The 14911-nt window shown below is 66.2% G+C and carries 16 protein-coding genes; 9 read left to right on the top strand and 7 right to left on the bottom strand.

Annotated features, from left to right (window positions below):
• Window positions 1–5: 5 nt before the first annotated feature.
• A complete protein-coding gene (locus tag EZJ19_RS05165; protein WP_131445226.1) occupies window positions 6–743 on the bottom strand; it encodes an arginyltransferase in 738 nt (245 codons plus the stop codon).
• Window positions 727–1425 carry a leucyl/phenylalanyl-tRNA--protein transferase gene (gene aat / locus EZJ19_RS05160; protein ID WP_131445323.1) on the bottom strand — a complete coding sequence of 233 codons (699 nt, stop codon included), beginning with the start codon at window positions 1423–1425 and terminating at the stop codon, window positions 727–729. Before aat ends, EZJ19_RS05165 begins: the two co-directional genes overlap by 17 nt.
• 32 nt (window positions 1426–1457) lie before the next feature.
• Between aat and EZJ19_RS05155 the strand changes: the two genes are divergently transcribed.
• The 9 genes from EZJ19_RS05155 to EZJ19_RS05115 all read left to right on the top strand — a co-directional run bounded on the left by EZJ19_RS05155 (window position 1458) and on the right by EZJ19_RS05115 (window position 9802).
• Window positions 1458–3914 (top strand): heavy metal translocating P-type ATPase, encoded by a 2457-nt coding sequence (locus EZJ19_RS05155; RefSeq protein ID WP_131445225.1) that lies wholly within the window; start codon window positions 1458–1460, stop codon window positions 3912–3914.
• 3 nt (window positions 3915–3917) lie between these two features.
• A complete protein-coding gene (gene ccoS / locus EZJ19_RS05150; protein ID WP_131445224.1) occupies window positions 3918–4103 on the top strand; it encodes a cbb3-type cytochrome oxidase assembly protein CcoS in 186 nt (61 codons plus the stop codon).
• A 138-nt stretch (window positions 4104–4241) separates the two neighbouring features.
• Window positions 4242–5687 (top strand): cytochrome-c oxidase, cbb3-type subunit I, encoded by a 1446-nt coding sequence (gene ccoN / locus EZJ19_RS05145; RefSeq protein ID WP_131445223.1) that lies wholly within the window; start codon window positions 4242–4244, stop codon window positions 5685–5687.
• Between the two features lie 20 nt (window positions 5688–5707).
• Window positions 5708–6334 carry a cytochrome-c oxidase, cbb3-type subunit II gene (ccoO, locus tag EZJ19_RS05140; protein WP_131445222.1) on the top strand — a complete coding sequence of 209 codons (627 nt, stop codon included), beginning with the start codon at window positions 5708–5710 and terminating at the stop codon, window positions 6332–6334.
• A gap of 12 nt (window positions 6335–6346) precedes the next feature.
• Window positions 6347–6511 carry a cbb3-type cytochrome oxidase subunit 3 gene (locus tag EZJ19_RS05135; protein ID WP_131445221.1) on the top strand — a complete coding sequence of 55 codons (165 nt, stop codon included), beginning with the start codon at window positions 6347–6349 and terminating at the stop codon, window positions 6509–6511.
• Window positions 6512–6532: 21 nt separating this feature from the next.
• Window positions 6533–7507, top strand: coding sequence for a cytochrome-c oxidase, cbb3-type subunit III (ccoP, locus tag EZJ19_RS05130; protein ID WP_131445220.1), 975 nt, complete (start codon window positions 6533–6535; stop codon window positions 7505–7507).
• 204 nt (window positions 7508–7711) lie between these two features.
• Window positions 7712–9097: a cytochrome c oxidase accessory protein CcoG gene (ccoG, locus tag EZJ19_RS05125; protein WP_131445219.1), complete on the top strand. Its 1386-nt coding sequence runs from the start codon at window positions 7712–7714 to the stop codon at window positions 9095–9097.
• 23 nt (window positions 9098–9120) lie between these two features.
• On the top strand, window positions 9121–9651 hold the full coding sequence (locus EZJ19_RS05120; RefSeq protein WP_165873469.1) for a FixH family protein: 531 nt from the start codon (window positions 9121–9123) through the stop codon (window positions 9649–9651).
• A gap of 34 nt (window positions 9652–9685) precedes the next feature.
• Window positions 9686–9802, top strand: coding sequence for a DUF3149 domain-containing protein (locus EZJ19_RS05115; protein WP_131445217.1), 117 nt, complete (start codon window positions 9686–9688; stop codon window positions 9800–9802).
• A gap of 43 nt (window positions 9803–9845) precedes the next feature.
• Here EZJ19_RS05115 and fliI read toward each other — a convergent pair whose 3' ends face one another.
• The 5 genes from fliI to fliE are packed head-to-tail and all read right to left on the bottom strand — an operon-like array spanning window position 9846 to window position 14898.
• Window positions 9846–11246 (bottom strand): flagellar protein export ATPase FliI, encoded by a 1401-nt coding sequence (fliI, locus tag EZJ19_RS05110; protein WP_131445216.1) that lies wholly within the window; start codon window positions 11244–11246, stop codon window positions 9846–9848.
• Window positions 11234–11890 (bottom strand): FliH/SctL family protein, encoded by a 657-nt coding sequence (locus tag EZJ19_RS05105; protein ID WP_131445215.1) that lies wholly within the window; start codon window positions 11888–11890, stop codon window positions 11234–11236. Before EZJ19_RS05105 ends, fliI begins: the two co-directional genes overlap by 13 nt.
• Before the next feature lies 1 nt (window position 11891).
• Entirely contained in the window at window positions 11892–12890 is a 999-nt protein-coding gene (gene fliG / locus EZJ19_RS05100; RefSeq protein ID WP_131445214.1) for a flagellar motor switch protein FliG, read from the bottom strand.
• Entirely contained in the window at window positions 12887–14539 is a 1653-nt protein-coding gene (fliF, locus tag EZJ19_RS05095; RefSeq protein WP_131445213.1) for a flagellar basal-body MS-ring/collar protein FliF, read from the bottom strand. The genes fliG and fliF overlap by 4 nt, the downstream gene beginning before the upstream one ends.
• A 41-nt stretch (window positions 14540–14580) precedes the next feature.
• Complete coding sequence (gene fliE / locus EZJ19_RS05090) at window positions 14581–14898, bottom strand: flagellar hook-basal body complex protein FliE (protein WP_131445212.1); 318 nt, start codon at window positions 14896–14898, stop codon at window positions 14581–14583.
• Window positions 14899–14911 lie beyond the last annotated feature (13 nt).

Below are 14911 nucleotides of genomic sequence, written 5' to 3'. Positions count from 1 at the left end.
GGCTCCTAGGCAGGCTCGGTGTCGATGAAGGGTTTCCAGATACCGTAGCGGAAAATCTCCAGCGGCCGGTAGTCGGACTTGTAGGCCATCTTGGCGCTCTCCTTGATCCAGTAGCCGAGGTAGACGTAGGGCAGGCCCATGCCCCGGGCCAGGTCGACCAGGGTGAGCACGTTGTACACGCCCAGGCTGCGCGCCGCCAGGTCCGGATCGTAGAAGGCGTAGACCGCCGACAGGCCGTCGAGCAGGCGGTCGAACAGGCTGACCATGACCACCTCGCCGGCCAGGCTGAATTCGGCCAGGCCGCTGTCCACCCCGCTGGTGAGCAGGAAGGCGCGGTACTGCTCGCGGTCGTCCATGTCCATGCCGCCGCCCTTGTGGCGGGCGGCCTGGTAGCGCCGGTAGAGCTGGTAATGACGCTCGTCGAATTCGAGCGGGCGCAGGACGCATTTGAGGTCGGCGTTGTGCTTGCGGCAGCGGCGCTGGCTGCGCCGGGGCACGAAGCCGTCGATGGCCAGGCGCACGGGATGACAGGCGGCACAGTTGTCGCAGCGCGGCCGGTAGACGTAGTGGCCGCTGCGCCGGAAGCCCAGGTGGGCCAGTTCGCTGAACACCGGGGTGTCGATGAGCGCCGCCGGCGTGGCGACCTGGGAGCGGGCCTGGCGGTCCGGCAGGTAGCTGCACGGGTAGGGCGCCGTCAGGTAGAACTGGAGGCGCTGGATCGGCAGTTCAGTCAACAAGGCCATCGGCGAAGGACCACTTTCCGGGTAGACCAGGCAAGTTTACCAACACTCGCAGGCGATCCAGGAACTCGCTGCGCGCGATCGGCCTGGCCCCCAGGGAGGCCAGGTGGGTGGTTTCCATCTGGCAGTCGATCAGGCCGAAACCCCAGCGCTCGAGCTGGCGGCACAGGTGGGCCAGGGCGATCTTGGAGGCGTCGCTGACCCGGCTGAACATGGACTCGCCGTAGAACATGCGCCCGACGGCCACGCCGTACAGGCCGCCGACCAGTTCGCCATCCAGCCAGGTCTCCACCGAATGGGCGTGGCCGAGCGCATGCAGGTCGCGGTAGGCGCGCACCATGTCCTCGACGATCCAGGTGCCGCGCTGGCCCGGCCGGGGCGCCGCGCAGGCGCGCATCACCGCCTCGAAGTCGCTGTCGACGCGGACCTCGTAGTCCGGCCGGCGCAGCCGCTTGGCCAGGGAGCGCGAGGTCTTGAACGCCGCCGGTTCCAGGACCATGCGCGGGTCGGGCGACCACCACAGGATGGGCTCGCCCGGACCGTACCAGGGAAAGATGCCGTGCCGGTAGGCCGAGAGCAGGCGCTCCGGGGCCAGATCGGCCCCGGCTGCCAGGAGACCGTTGGGGTCGCGCAGGGCGCGCCGGACGTCGGGAAAGGGGTCGTCGAGACCGAGCCAGGGAATCATGGCGGACATTTTAGGGGATAGAATGCCGAGCCATGCCTGAAGCCACCGAACCCATACACTGCTTCCACTGCGGTGAACCCGTTCCGGCCGGAACGGACTACCCGATACGCTACGAATCCGAGATCAAGCCGGCCTGCTGCCGGGGCTGCCAGGCGGTGGCCCAGACCATCATCGATTCCGGCAACGCCGACTACTACCGACTGCGCACCGACATGCCCAGGACCCCCGAGGCGGCCCTGGAGGAACTCAAGCAGCTCAAGCTGTACGACCTGCCGGAGGTGCAGCAGAGCTTCGTGAAGACCGAGGGCGAGGTGCGCGAGGCCAACCTGATCCTGGAAGGCATCGTCTGCGCCGCCTGCGTCTGGCTGAACGAGCGCCATCTGCGCCAGCTGCCCGGCGTGCTCGCCGCCGACATCAACTTCTCCACCCACCGCGCCCGGGTGCGCTGGGACAGCGGCCGCATCGAGCTGTCGGAGATCCTGCACGCGGTGCAGGAGATCGGCTACCTGGCCTACCCCTTCGACCCCGGCCGCCAGGAAGAGCTGTTCCGCAAGGAGCGGGAGACGGCGATCCGGCGCCTGGCCATCGCCGGCCTCGGCATGATGCAGGTGATGATGTACGCGGTGCCGGTCTACCTGGCCGACGCCGGCACCATGGGCCTCGACCTCCAGGCCCTCATGCGCTTCGCCAGCCTGATCCTGACCACGCCGGTGGTGTTCTATTCGGCCTGGCCGTTCTTCCAGGGTGCCTGGCGCGACCTCAAGCTGCGCCGCGCCGGCATGGACGTGCCGGTGGCGCTCGGGGTCGGCTCCGCCTACGTGGCCAGCATCTACGGCACCTTCACCAGCAGTCCCGACGTCTACTTCGACTCGGTGACCATGTTCATCTTCTTCCTGCTCACCGGCCGCTTCCTCGAGATGAACGCGCGCAAGCGCTCGGCCGAAGCCGCCGAGTCCCTGGTCAAGCTCATCCCGGCCGCCGCCACCCGGTTGCCGCACTGGCCCGGCGGGCGCGACGAGGAACTGGTCGCCGCGGTCAAACTGACCCCGGGCGACCACGTCCTGATCGGGCCGGGCGACAGCTTCCCAGCCGACGGCACCGTGGCCGAGGGCGAATCGAGCGTCGACGAGTCGCTGCTCACCGGCGAATCGCACCCGCTCGCCAAGCACCCCGGCAGCACGGTCATCGGCGGCACCATCAACCTGGCCAGCCCGCTGGTCATCCGGGTCGACAAGATCGGCGCCGACACCGTCCTCTCCGGCATCGTCCGCCTGCTCGACCGCGCCCTCGCCGAGAAGCCCAGGCTGGCCCTGCTGGCCGACCGGGTGGCCTCGTGGTTCGTGCTCGGCCTGCTGGCCGTGGCCGCCACCGTCGCCACCACCTGGTACTTCGTCGACCCGGGCCGGGCATTCTGGATCACCGTCTCGGTGCTGGTGGTGTCCTGCCCGTGCGCCCTCGCCCTGGCCACGCCGGCCGCCCTCACGGCGGCACTCGGGCGCCTGACCCGCATGGGCCTGCTGTCCACGCGCGGCCACGCCCTGGAGACCCTGGCCCACGCCAGCGACTTCGTGTTCGACAAGACCGGCACCCTGACCACCGGCGAGTTCCAGTTGCGCGCCTGCGTCGTCGAGCGCGGCGACCGGGCCGCCGCCCTGGCCCTGGCGGCCGCCCTGGAACAGGGTTCCACCCATCCGGTCGCGACCGCCCTGCGCGAGGCGGCCGGGCCGCTGACGACGGCCGCCAGCCAGCTCCGCTACCAGCCCGGCCAGGGCATCGAGGGCCATGTCGACGGCCGCGTCTACCGGCTCGGCACGCCCGCCTTCGTGGCCGCCCAGGCCGCCGCCATGGAGGCCGGCATGACCGTGGTCGGCCTGGCCGACGCGGACGGCCCGATCGCCTGGTTCGGCCTCGGCGACGAGGTACGCCCGCAGGCGGCCGAACTGGTCGCCCGCCTGAAGGGGATGGGCATGCGCCTGCACCTGTTCTCCGGCGACCGGCCCGAGAACGTGGTCGCCCTGGCCCATCGCTTGGGCATCGAGGACGCCCGCGGCGGCATGCTGCCGGAGGACAAGCTCAACGCGGTGAAGGCCCTGCAGGGCGCGGGCGCCGTGGTGGCCATGACCGGCGACGGCGTCAACGACGCCCCGGTACTGGCTCAGGCCCAGGTCTCGGTGGCCATCGACCAGGGCGCCGAGGCCGCCCAGGCCGCGGCCGACATGGTCCTGCTGTCGAGCGAGTTGTCGCGCCTGGCCGACGGCGTCCGCGTCGCCCGCAAGACCCAGACCATCATCAAGCAGAACCTGGCCTGGTCGGTGCTCTACAACGGCATCGCCATCCCGGCCGCGGCCATGGGCCACGTGACGCCCTGGCTGGCCGGCATCGGCATGTCGCTGTCGTCGTTGCTGGTGGTGCTCAACGCCATGCGCCTGTCCGGTTACAAAGGCGACCCGTCGGAGTACAGTCCGGCCACCGGAACCCAGGAAGGCTGAGGAATGGAAATCCTATACATGCTCATCCCGATCAGCGTCATCCTGGTCGGCCTCATCGCCCTGCTCCTGCTGTGGGCCGTCAAGCACGGCCAGTTCGAGGACATGGAGGGCCCGGCACACCGGATCCTGCTCGACGACGACTCCCCGGTCATACCAACAACAGAGGAGGAACGCGACGCAAAAAAATAGGGAAAATGATCGAATTGTCAATATGACATTTAGCCGCATTTTGATTGACATCAGTCAACCCCGTTTATTAGGATGCCGAAGTCGATTTTCGGCGCTGCAAAAGTAGAACCCCGTCATCACCTGCGAAGGAGACCCCGTATGGAAGCGACATACAACTACAAGGTCGTCCGACAATTTGCCATCATGACCGTCGTCTGGGGCATTGTTGGGATGCTGGTTGGCGTACTCATCGCCGCCCAGTTGATCTGGCCTGATATCACCCTGCAACTACCCTGGCTGTCTTATGGCCGACTGCGTCCCCTGCACACCAACGCGGTCATCTTCGCGTTCGGCGGCTGTGGCCTGTTTGCCGCCTCGCTGTACTCCGTGCAACGCACCTGCCAAACCCGTCTGCTGTCCGACGGCCTTGCCTCCTTTGTATTCTGGGGCTGGCAACTGATCATCCTTTCGGCCGCCGTTTCCTTCGTCCTGGGCATCACCTCGGGCAAGGAATACGCTGAGCTGGAATGGCCGATCGACCTGATGATCGCCGTGGTCTGGATCGCCTACGCCATCCTGTTCTTCGGCACCATCATCAAGCGCAAGACCCAGCACATCTACGTGTCGAACTGGTTCTTCGGTGCCTACATCGTGACCATCACCCTGCTGCACGTGGTCAACAACCTCGAACTGCCGTGGATCCTGGGTGGCAGCACCTCCCTGTTCGGCATTTTCAAGTCCTATCCGGTCTACGCCGGCGTCCAGGACGCGATGGTGCAATGGTGGTACGGCCACAACGCCGTGGGCTTCTTCCTGACCACCGCCTTCCTCGGCATGATGTACTACTTCGTGCCCAAGCAGGCCGGCCGTCCGATCTTCTCGTATCGGCTGTCCGTCGTGCACTTCTGGTCGCTGAACTTCATCTACATGTGGGCCGGTCCGCACCACCTGCTGTACAGCGCCCTGCCCGACTGGGCCCAGTCCCTCGGTATGGTGTTCTCCCTGATGCTGATCGCTCCGTCCTGGGGCGGCATGATGAACGGCATCATGACCCTGTCCGGCGCCTGGCATAAGCTGCGTACCGATCCGATCCTGAAGTTCCTGATCACCTCCCTGTCCTTCTACGGCATGTCGACCTTCGAAGGCCCGATGATGTCCGTGAAGACCGTGAACGCCCTGTCCCACTTCACCGAGTGGACGGTCGGCCACGTGCACTCCGGCGCCCTCGGCTGGGTCGCCATGGTGACCATCGGCTCCATGTACTACCTGATCCCGCGCCTGTTCGGCCGTGAAGAGATGTACAGCACCCGCCTGATCAACGTCCACTTCTGGTGGTCCACGATCGGCGTCGTCCTCTACATCGCCTCCATGTGGATCGCCGGTGTCGCCCAGGGCCTGATGTGGCGCGCCACCAACGCGGACGGCACGCTGACCTACAGCTTCGCGCAGTCGGTCAACGCCATGTACCCGTTCTGGACCATCCGTCTGGTCGGCGGCACGATGTTCTTCCTGGGCATGCTGATCATGGCCTACAACGTCTGGAAGACCGTCGCCATGGGCAAGGCCGTCAACGACGCCGCCATCCCGCAAGCCGTCCACGCCTGATCGAATAGGAGAGACGAAACATGTTCTCGCATAAGCTGATCGAGAAGAACATCGGCTGGCTGATCGTGCTGACCTTCCTGGTCGTCAGCGTCGGCGGCCTGGTCCAGATCGTGCCGCTGTTCTTCCAGAAATCCACGACCGAACCGATGCCGGGCCTGAAGCCGTACACCGCCCTGCAACTGACCGGCCGTGACGTGTACATCCGGGAAGGCTGCTACCTCTGCCACTCGCAGCAGGTGCGCCCGTTCCGTGCCGAGACCGAGCGTTACGGCCACTTCTCCGTGGCCGGCGAATACGTCTACGACCGCCCCTTCCAATGGGGTTCCAAGCGGACCGGTCCGGACCTGGCCCGGGTCGGTGGCCGTTACTCGGACAACTGGCATTACGTGCACCTGATGAACCCGCGTGACGTCGTTCCCGAGTCGAACATGCCGGCTTACCCCTGGCTGGCCAATTCGGCCGCCGACGTTGCCGACATCCAGGCCAAGATGCGTACGCTGAACGTCGTCGGTCACGGGTACACGGAGGAAGAAATCGAGGCCGCGCCTGCCGCTCTGGAAGGCAAGACCGAGTTGGACGCCCTGATCGCCTACCTGCAGAGTCTGGGCACGACCCACGGTCCGAATCCTGAACCCCTGAAATTCTGAGGCAAAGCGAATATGGACTCCGGCATCATCGGTTCCGTCGTCACGGTGGTCTTCTTCCTGCTCTTCGTCGGCATCGTCTGGTGGGCCTACCACAAGGACAACCGGCAGAAGTTCGAGGATGCGGCCAACCTGCCCTTCGAGGAGGGCGACGACGGCATCGACCGCCGGCGTTCCTGACCCGATCGCGAGGAGATATAAATGATTGCAGGCTACGCAGTACCTGACTTTGTCAGTGATTTCTGGCACTTCTACATCGCGGGGATCACCATCGTGTCGATCATCGCCGTGATGTGGTTCCTGAAGGCCCAGACCACCCAGAAGCTCGCCCCCGGTGAAAAGGCCGAGCTGATGGAGCACGCCTGGGACGGCGACCTCCAGGAGTTCAACAACCCGCTGCCGCGCTGGTGGCTGTATGGCTTCTGGGGCCTGATCGTCTTCTCGATCATCTACCTGGTGCTGTACCCCGGCCTGGGCAAGTTCGCCGGCGTCTGGAACTGGTCTTCGGCCACCCAGTACTCCGAGGAAAAGTCCCGCGTCGACGCCGAGTTCGACAAGGTGCTCGAGCCCTTCAAGGGCAAGGACATCATGGCCGTGGCCGCCGACCCGACCGCCAAGGAGATGGGCCAGCGTCTGTACCTGACCTATTGCATGCAGTGTCACGGTTCCAACGCCCAGGGTGACGGCAAGAACTTCCCGAACCTGACCGACGGCCAATGGCTGTTCGGTGGCGATCCGGACAGCATCCAGGCTTCCATCTCCGGTGGCCGTCTGGGTGAGATGCCCGCCAACCTGCTCGGCGACGAGCAGAGCGCCAAGGAAGTGGCCAACTACGTCCTGTCGCTCGGCGGCAAGCCGCACGACGCCGCTCTGGCCGCCGCTGGCCAGGCCAAGTTCGCCGCCTGCGCCGGCTGCCACGGTGAAGACGGCAAGGGCATGGCCGCTGCCGGCTTCCCGAACCTGACCGACGACGCCTGGCTGTACGGTGGCAGCGAAGCGGCCATCGAGGAAAGCATCATCAAGGGTCGCAAGGGTGGCATGCCCGCCTTCCAGGACATGCTGGGCGACGCCAAGGTGCACCTCCTGACCGCCTACGTCTGGGGCCTGGGTGGTGGCGAGAAGCCGGCCGCCGCGCCTGCTCCGGCCGCCGCCGCTGAAGCCGCACCGCAGCAGTAAGCAAAGCTAGTTCCGTTCGGATGCCCCCTTCGGGGGGCTCCGCGGGCAAGCGGATTGTCCCAGTCCCCTTACCCGCGGGTTCCCGCGCAATACACATAAAAAGCCCGCGTCCCTTTGTTTGGAGGAGAACCAGACAATTGGCAACTACGCAGCAGAGAGAGAAGGAGCCTCAAGGTGGCGGAAAAGGATACCAAGCAACAAGAAATGAGCACGGAACCTGAAGAGATTCAGCTTTACGAGGTAAAGCAAAAGATTTACCCGCGTGCCGTTCAGGGCGTGTTCAACAACTGGCGCATCGCGCTGGTCCTGTTCACCCAGATCGTCTATTACGGTCTGCCCTGGCTGACTTGGGACGGCCGCCAAGCCATCCTGTTCGACCTCGGGGCGCGCAAGTTCTTCCTGTTCGGCTGGGTGTTCTGGCCGCAGGATTTCGTCTGGCTCGCCGCCATCCTCATCATGTCGGCCCTCGCGCTGTTCCTGTTCACCGCGGTCGCCGGACGTCTCTGGTGCGGCTACGCCTGCCCGCAGACCGTCTACACCGAGCTGTTCATGTGGGTGGAAAGCTGGATCGAGGGCGATTACAAGAAGCAGCAGAAACTCAACGGCCAACCCTGGAACGCCGAGAAGATCGTCAAGCGCGGCGGCAAGCACGTCGCCTGGGTGGTCCTGTCGCTGTGGACCGGCTTCACCCTCGTCGCCTATTTCACCCCCGCCACCGCCCTCCTCCAGGAACTGGTCACCTGGACCCTCGGCCCCTGGGAAACCTTCTGGATCTTCTTCTACGCCCTGGCCACCTGGGGCTTCGCCGGCTTCATGCGTGAGCAGGTGTGCAAGTACATGTGCCCGTACGCCCGCTTCCAGAGCGCGATGTTCGACGACGACACCCTGATCATCACCTACGACTACCAGCGCGGCGAACCGCGCGGCTTCCGCAAGAAGGACGTCGACCACAAGGCCCAGGGCCTGGGCGACTGCGTCGACTGCGGCATCTGCGTCCAGGTCTGCCCGACCGGCATCGACATCCGCAACGGCCTGCAATACATGTGCATCGGCTGCGCCGCCTGCATCGACGCCTGCGACCAGGTGATGGAGAAGGTCGGCTATCCGAAGGGCCTGGTCCGTTACTCGACCCAGAACGTGATCGACGGCAAGTACCCGGACCAGGACATTCTCAAGCACGTCTTCCGGCCGCGCACCTTGTTCTACACCGTGGTCTTCTCCGGCATCATCGTCGCCTTCCTGGTGACGCTGGCGATGCGCATACCCCTGCGCGTGGACGTCATCCGCGACCGCCTGACCCTGTCGCGCGAGAGCGCCAGCGGCGGCATCGAGAACATCTATCGCCTGCAGATCATCAACATGGACAGCAAGCCGCACCAGTACACGATCTCCGCCAAGGGCATCGACGGCATCAAGGTAGCCAGCGGCGACAAGATCGACATCCCGGCCCTCGGTACCGAGAACCTCAACGTCACCCTGGAAGCGCCCCGCCTGTCGATCAACCGGCCCACCCAGCCGGTCATGTTCGAGGTCCGCGCCCTGGATGACGAGCGCTTGGTCCGCGAGGCCAAGTCCAGTTTCCTGAAGTGAGCCGAAAAGACATGAATACGACCATGCTGGAGAAAAAGACGGTCTGGTGGAGCGAGCCGATGGTGTGGCTGCTCATCACTTTGCCGCTGACCGCCGTGATCGCCGGCACGCTGACCGTGTGGATCGCCGTCAAGAACGCCGACACCCTGGTCAAGGAAGAACATGTCAAGGACGGCATGGGCATCGCCAAGGTCGCCGATCGCGACATCAAGGCCGCCCAGCTCGGTGTCGTCGCCACCCTGCAGGCGGAGCCCGGCCGGCTCGTGCTCAAGCTGAGCGGCCACTTCGCCAAACCGCAGAGCGGCCTCACGCTCACCCTGGTGCATCCGACCGACGAGCGCCAGGACATGGTGCTGCTGTTCAGCCCGGCCGGGCCGGACAGCTACGCCACCGCCTACGCCAGCCTGCCGGCCGGCAAGCGCCTGCTCGAACTCGCGCCGGGCGACCGCTCCTGGCGGCTCGCCGGGCAATGGCAGGCCCCCTTCACCGGGACGCTGCAGCTCGCTGCCGCGTCCCAATTTTCCTCAACGCAGCACTCACCAAACCAGCCTTAAGGCATAGCTCTAGGAGAAGACGATGGACGTCGTAATGAAGGAACTTTTCGGCAGCGATATTGGCCTGCTCAGCCTGTTCACGATTGGCTTCATCATCGCCATGGGCCTGTTCATCTGGTATCGCCTCGCCAAGAACTCGCACGAACAGTGATCCCCCTTGCCCGGCCGGTGTCCCGGCACCGGCCGGCAAGCCTTCAAGCCAACAGCGCGGACAACTGCTCGCGACTGGCTTGGTAGTTCTCCCGATCGAAGAAGTCCTGCATCAGGAAGGCTTCCATGCGGGGGTAGAGGCCGATGGCCTCGTCCAGCTGGGCATCGTTGCCCTTGGCGTAGGCGCCGATGGTGATCAGGTCGCGGCTGCGCTGATAACGCGCATATAGGCTCCGAAAGCGGCGCACCTGCGCGAGTTGTTCCCGACCCAGCAATTCCGTGATGACGCGCGAGATCGACTGTTCGATGTCGATGGCGGGGTAATGCCCCTGGTCCGCCAGATGCCGCGCCAGGACGATGTGCCCGTCCAGGATGGCACGGGCGGCATCGGCAATCGGGTCCTGCTGGTCGTCGCCTTCCACCAGCACCGTGTAGAACGCCGTGATCGAGCCGGTGCCCGGGCGGCCGTTGCCGGCCCGCTCGACCAGCTGCGGCAGCTTGGCGAACACCGAGGGTGGGTAGCCCTTGGTCGCGGGCGGTTCGCCGACGGCGAGGGCGATTTCCCGCTGGGCCTGGGCATAGCGGGTCAGCGAATCCATGATCAGGAGCACGTTGAGACCCTGGTCGCGGAAGTATTCGGCGATCGCCGTGGCATAGGCGGCGCCGTGCAGGCGCTGCAGGGGCGGCGAGTCGGCCGGCGCGGCCACCACCGCGGCCCGGCGCAGGCCCTCGTCGCCGAGAATGTTCTCGATGAATTCCTTCACCTCGCGGCCGCGTTCGCCGATCAGGCCGACCACGACGACGTCGGCCGAGGTGTAGCGCGCCATCATGCCGAGCAGCATCGACTTGCCGACGCCGCTGCCGGCGAACAGGCCCATGCGTTGTCCGCGTCCGACCGTCAGGAGGGCGTTGATGGCCCGGATGCCGACATCCAGGACGTCCTTGATCGGCTCCCGTTCCATCGGATTGAACGGCCGGCTGTACAGGGGCACCCGCTTGGACGGCTCCAGGCCGCCCTGGCGGTCGAGCACCCGGCCGACCCCGTCGACCACCCGGCCGAGCATCTCCGGCCCCACCGCGACCTGGCGGATGCGGTCCTCGATGCGCCGTTTCCGGGTGTAGGCGATGCCGATCCGGGGGTAATCGAAGTTGCAGCTGCGGTAGGGTTCGACGATGGCACCCGGGCCGAGGCCGTAGACGTCCGTGGACGGCATCAGGTACAGGCGGTCGCCGTGGAAGCCGACCACCTCGGCGTCGACCTGCTGCCCCTCGGGCATGTACACCTTGCAATTGACGCCGGTCGGCAGCTTGATGCCGGAGGCCTCCATGACCAGGCCGGCGACCTTGGTCAGGCGCCCGGTGACGCCCCAGGGCGAGGCCTGGGCCACGGCCTCCTGGCAATCGCGCAGATAACCGGCGAACGCCTCCGCCCTCACTCCAGCCATTCGGCGTCGCTACCGAGACAGTCGACGATCTCGCGCCAGCGCACCGGCAGGCGGGCGTCCACCTCGCTGTGGCTGGACTCGATGCGGAAACCGCCGCGCTCGATCCGGCTGTCCGCCACCACCTTGAACGAGAAGTGCGCGTGCTCGGTTTCCATGAACTCGCGCAGCGGCTCGACATCGTCCGGGTGCGCCAGGATGCGCAGGTGTCCGGTCAGGCTGGGCAGCGCCGTCATGGCCTCGCGGACGATCTCCTGGATCATGCCCTGCTTGACCCGCAGGCTGGTGCGCACCATCTGGCGGGCCACCGCCAGGGCCAGGTCGAGCAACTCGGCGGCGATCGCCTCGTCCTGGCGCACGCCCTCCTGGTCGAGCGCGTCGGCCAGCGCAGCGAGCTGCGCGGCGACGGCAGCGGCAGCCGCGCGACCGGCCTCGTAACCGACCTTGTAACCTTCCTCGTGGCCGATCTTGAAGCCCTCCTGGGCGGCCTGCTGGTGCATGCGCTCGAGTTCCTCGGCGGTCGGCAGGGCCATCGGCAGCTTCTCCTCGGCCGCCGCCGGCTTGGCCGCCGGGCTCTCGTCGAAGCCGAGCAGCTCCCAGCGCTGGTAGGCGGTGAGGCTCTCCTTCGGGATCACGGGCGAGGCCATGCTACTCGACCATGCCTTCCTCGCCGCCCTTGCCGCCGAGGACGATCTGGCCCTCGTCGGCGAGACGGCGGATGACCTTCAGTATCTCCTTCTGTTCCGCCTCGACCTCCGACAGGCGCACCGCGCCTTTCGACTCCAGGTCTTCCTTGAGCGCCTCGGCGGCCCGGCTGGACATGTTCTTGAATATCTTGGCCTTGAGTTCCTCGGAGGTACCCTTGAGGGCGATGATGAGGGACTCCGACTGGATCTCGCGCAGGAGCAACTGCACCGAGCGGTCGTCGAGGTCGAGCAGGTTGTCGAAGGTGAACATCTGGTCCTGGATCTTCTGCGCCAGGTCGGGATCGTTCTCGCGGATGCTGGCCAGGACCGAGGCCTCGATCGCCCCGCCCATGTAGTTGAGTATGTTGGCGGTCGACTTGACCCCACCCAGGGCGCTCTTCTTGCCCCGTTCACCGCCGGCGAGCAGTTGCGTAAGGACTTCGTTCAGCTCGCGCAGGGCCATCGGCTGGACACCTTCCAGGGTGGCCACACGGAGCAGGACGTCGTTGCGCAGGCGTTCCGGCAACAGGTTGAGCACCTCGCTGGCGTGGTCCGGCTCCAGGTGCACCATGATGGTGGCGATGATCTGCGGGTGCTCGTTGCGGATCATCTCGGCCACGGCCGCGGCGTCCATCCATTTCAGGCTCTCGATGCCGGCGTTGTCGTTGCCTTGCAGGATGCGGTCGAGCAGGTGGGCGGCCTTGTCGTCGCCCAGGGCCTTGGTGAGTACGCTGCGGATGTATTCGTCGCTGTCGGCCAGCGAAACGCGGCCCTCGGTCTCCTTGCGGAAGTCGCTCAGCACCGTCTCGATCTGGCCGCGGTTGACGTTGCCGATGTTGGCCATCGCCGCGCCCAGGCGCTGGACCTCCTTGGGGCCGAGGAACTTGAATACCTCGGCCGCCTCGTCGTGGCCGAGGGCGAGCATGAGGATGGCGCTCTTGTGGATGCCCTCTTCGCTCATTCCTTGGCCATCCATTCCTTGACCACTTCGGCGACGATCTTCGGATTCTGCTTGGAGAAGTCGCGCACCGAGTTGAGGTTGTGCTGGTAGGCATCCACCTGCGAGCGCACCTCGGGCGCCATGGTGTCGCCGTAGTCTTCATCGAGCCCAGCGCCGGCACCGCCGTGGCCCTCGCCGGGCAGCGTCTCGGGAACGCGTACCAGGTCGCGCAGGAGCGGCCGCAGGACACCGAACACGAGATAGAAGGCGAGACCGAAGATGAGCAGGTTCTTGAGCAGCTCCTTGGCCAGCGAGATGTTGTCCGGGTCCTTCCAGACCGGCGCCTCGACCTCCTCCGCCTTGGCCTCGGTGAAGGCGGCGTTCACCACGTTGACGGTATCGCCGCGCGCCTGGTTGTAGCCGAGCGCCTCCTTCACCAGATTGTTGATCTGGTCCAGTTCCTGCGCCGGGATCGGGGTCGGCTTGGCATCCGGCTCGTTGCTGGCGCGATAGTTGACCACGACGGCCGCCGACAGGCGTTTGATGCGGCCGAGCGACTCGCGCACGTGGCGGATGGTCTTGTCCAGTTCGAAGTTGGTGACGCTGTCGCGCCGGCTGCTGCCGCCCGCCCCCGCCGCCGCGTTGGCGCCCCCGGCGGCCCCCGCGTTGGCGCCTGTCGGGGCCGTCAGCGGGGCGGTGGCCGGGCCGGGCGGCTGGTTGGACAGGGCGCCGGGGATGCCGCCCGCCTGGTTGCCGCCGCCACCGCTCTCCTGCGACGACTGCTGGCTGCGCACGGCCTGGGTTTCCGGGCTCGGATTCGGCTTGTACGACTCGCTGGTCGACTCGTCCTCGGAGAAGTCGAGATCGGCGCGCACCTCGGCCTTGACGTTGTTGGCGCCGACGATCGGCACGACGATGGCCTCGATACGCTGGGCGTAATAGCCCTCCAATTCGCGCACGTAGTCGAACTGACTGGAACTGAGGCCGCGCAGGGAGGCGGAATCGCTGCGGCTGGTGAGCATGTTGCCGGCCTGGTCCACCACGGTGACGTGGTCGGCGGCGAGGTCCGGCACGCTGCTCGACACCAAGTGGGCGATGGCGCCGACCTGGTTGGTATCGAGGGTGCGCCCGGCGTACAGGTTGACCAGCACGGAGGCCGACGGCTTCTGCTGCTCGCGGATGAACACCGAGGGCTTGGGGATGGCGAGGTGGACCCGGGCCGCCTCGACCGGGGCCAGGGTCTGGATGGTACGCGCCAGCTCGCCCTCGAGGGCGCGCTGGTAGGTCACCTGCTCCTGGAACTGGGTCATGCCCAGCTTCGGATTGTCCATCAGCTCGAAGCCGACCGAACCGCCGCGCGGCAACCCCTGCGAGGCGAGCTTGAAGCGGACGTCGTAGACCTGGTCGGACGGCACCATGATGGCCCCGCCGGCCTCCGTCTTATAGGGCACGTTCATCTGCTGCAGGGTCGCGACGACGCTGCCCGCGTCGCGCTCGGACAGGCCCGAGAAGAGCACCCGGTAGTCGGGCGTGCGGCTCCACAGCACGGCCCCGACCAGCAAGGCGATGGTCGCGGCCAAGGCCACCACCACCCCCATCTTGCGGGAGCCGGGAAGGGCGTTGAATCGTTGGAGCGGGTTACTGGGGAATTGCTCTTGAGGTGTGGCCATCCGCGCGCCGTGTCAGGTCTCAGATCGTTCGGCCACAGGCATCAGACCTGCATGTTCATGACTTCCTGGTAGGCGGAAACCAGCTTGTTGCGGACCTGCACCATGGCCTGGAAGGATAGGCTGGCCTTCTGCAGCGAAACCACCACGTCCTGCAGGTTGGCGGCATCGCCGGCGGCGTATTGTTCGCTGAGCTGCTTGGCCTCCTGCTGGGTGTTGTTCACCTCGGCCACGGCGGCCTGCAGGAGCGCGGAGAAGTCCTGCCCGGCACCGGCATCCTGAGCGGGCGTGACGTTGCCGGCGGCCTGCGAGGCCACCGCGCGCAACTGATTCACCATTTGCTCGATGCCTGGATTCACCATGGCCCCATCTCCG

Source organism: Parasulfuritortus cantonensis (genome assembly GCF_004337445.1).
Classification (GTDB): Bacteria; Pseudomonadota; Gammaproteobacteria; order Burkholderiales; family Thiobacillaceae; genus Parasulfuritortus; species Parasulfuritortus cantonensis.
This window is presented reverse-complemented; position numbering and strand designations above follow the sequence as displayed.

What these genes read in the sequence shown, in the direction of transcription:
- EZJ19_RS05165 (WP_131445226.1), bottom strand. Translation starts at nt 743, where the DNA reads ATGGCCTTGTTGACTGAACTGCCGATCCAGCGCCTCCAGTTCTACCTG.
- aat (WP_131445323.1), bottom strand. Translation starts at nt 1,425, where the DNA reads ATGATTCCCTGGCTCGGTCTCGACGACCCCTTTCCCGACGTCCGGCGC.
- EZJ19_RS05155 (WP_131445225.1), top strand. Translation starts at nt 1,458, where the DNA reads ATGCCTGAAGCCACCGAACCCATACACTGCTTCCACTGCGGTGAACCC.
- ccoS (WP_131445224.1), top strand. Translation starts at nt 3,918, where the DNA reads ATGGAAATCCTATACATGCTCATCCCGATCAGCGTCATCCTGGTCGGC.
- ccoN (WP_131445223.1), top strand. Translation starts at nt 4,242, where the DNA reads ATGGAAGCGACATACAACTACAAGGTCGTCCGACAATTTGCCATCATG.
- ccoO (WP_131445222.1), top strand. Translation starts at nt 5,708, where the DNA reads ATGTTCTCGCATAAGCTGATCGAGAAGAACATCGGCTGGCTGATCGTG.
- EZJ19_RS05135 (WP_131445221.1), top strand. Translation starts at nt 6,347, where the DNA reads ATGGACTCCGGCATCATCGGTTCCGTCGTCACGGTGGTCTTCTTCCTG.
- ccoP (WP_131445220.1), top strand. Translation starts at nt 6,533, where the DNA reads ATGATTGCAGGCTACGCAGTACCTGACTTTGTCAGTGATTTCTGGCAC.
- ccoG (WP_131445219.1), top strand. Translation starts at nt 7,712, where the DNA reads ATGAGCACGGAACCTGAAGAGATTCAGCTTTACGAGGTAAAGCAAAAG.
- EZJ19_RS05120 (WP_165873469.1), top strand. Translation starts at nt 9,121, where the DNA reads ATGCTGGAGAAAAAGACGGTCTGGTGGAGCGAGCCGATGGTGTGGCTG.
- EZJ19_RS05115 (WP_131445217.1), top strand. Translation starts at nt 9,686, where the DNA reads ATGAAGGAACTTTTCGGCAGCGATATTGGCCTGCTCAGCCTGTTCACG.
- fliI (WP_131445216.1), bottom strand. Translation starts at nt 11,246, where the DNA reads ATGGCTGGAGTGAGGGCGGAGGCGTTCGCCGGTTATCTGCGCGATTGC.
- EZJ19_RS05105 (WP_131445215.1), bottom strand. Translation starts at nt 11,890, where the DNA reads ATGGCCTCGCCCGTGATCCCGAAGGAGAGCCTCACCGCCTACCAGCGC.
- fliG (WP_131445214.1), bottom strand. Translation starts at nt 12,890, where the DNA reads ATGAGCGAAGAGGGCATCCACAAGAGCGCCATCCTCATGCTCGCCCTC.
- fliF (WP_131445213.1), bottom strand. Translation starts at nt 14,539, where the DNA reads ATGGCCACACCTCAAGAGCAATTCCCCAGTAACCCGCTCCAACGATTC.
- fliE (WP_131445212.1), bottom strand. Translation starts at nt 14,898, where the DNA reads ATGGTGAATCCAGGCATCGAGCAAATGGTGAATCAGTTGCGCGCGGTG.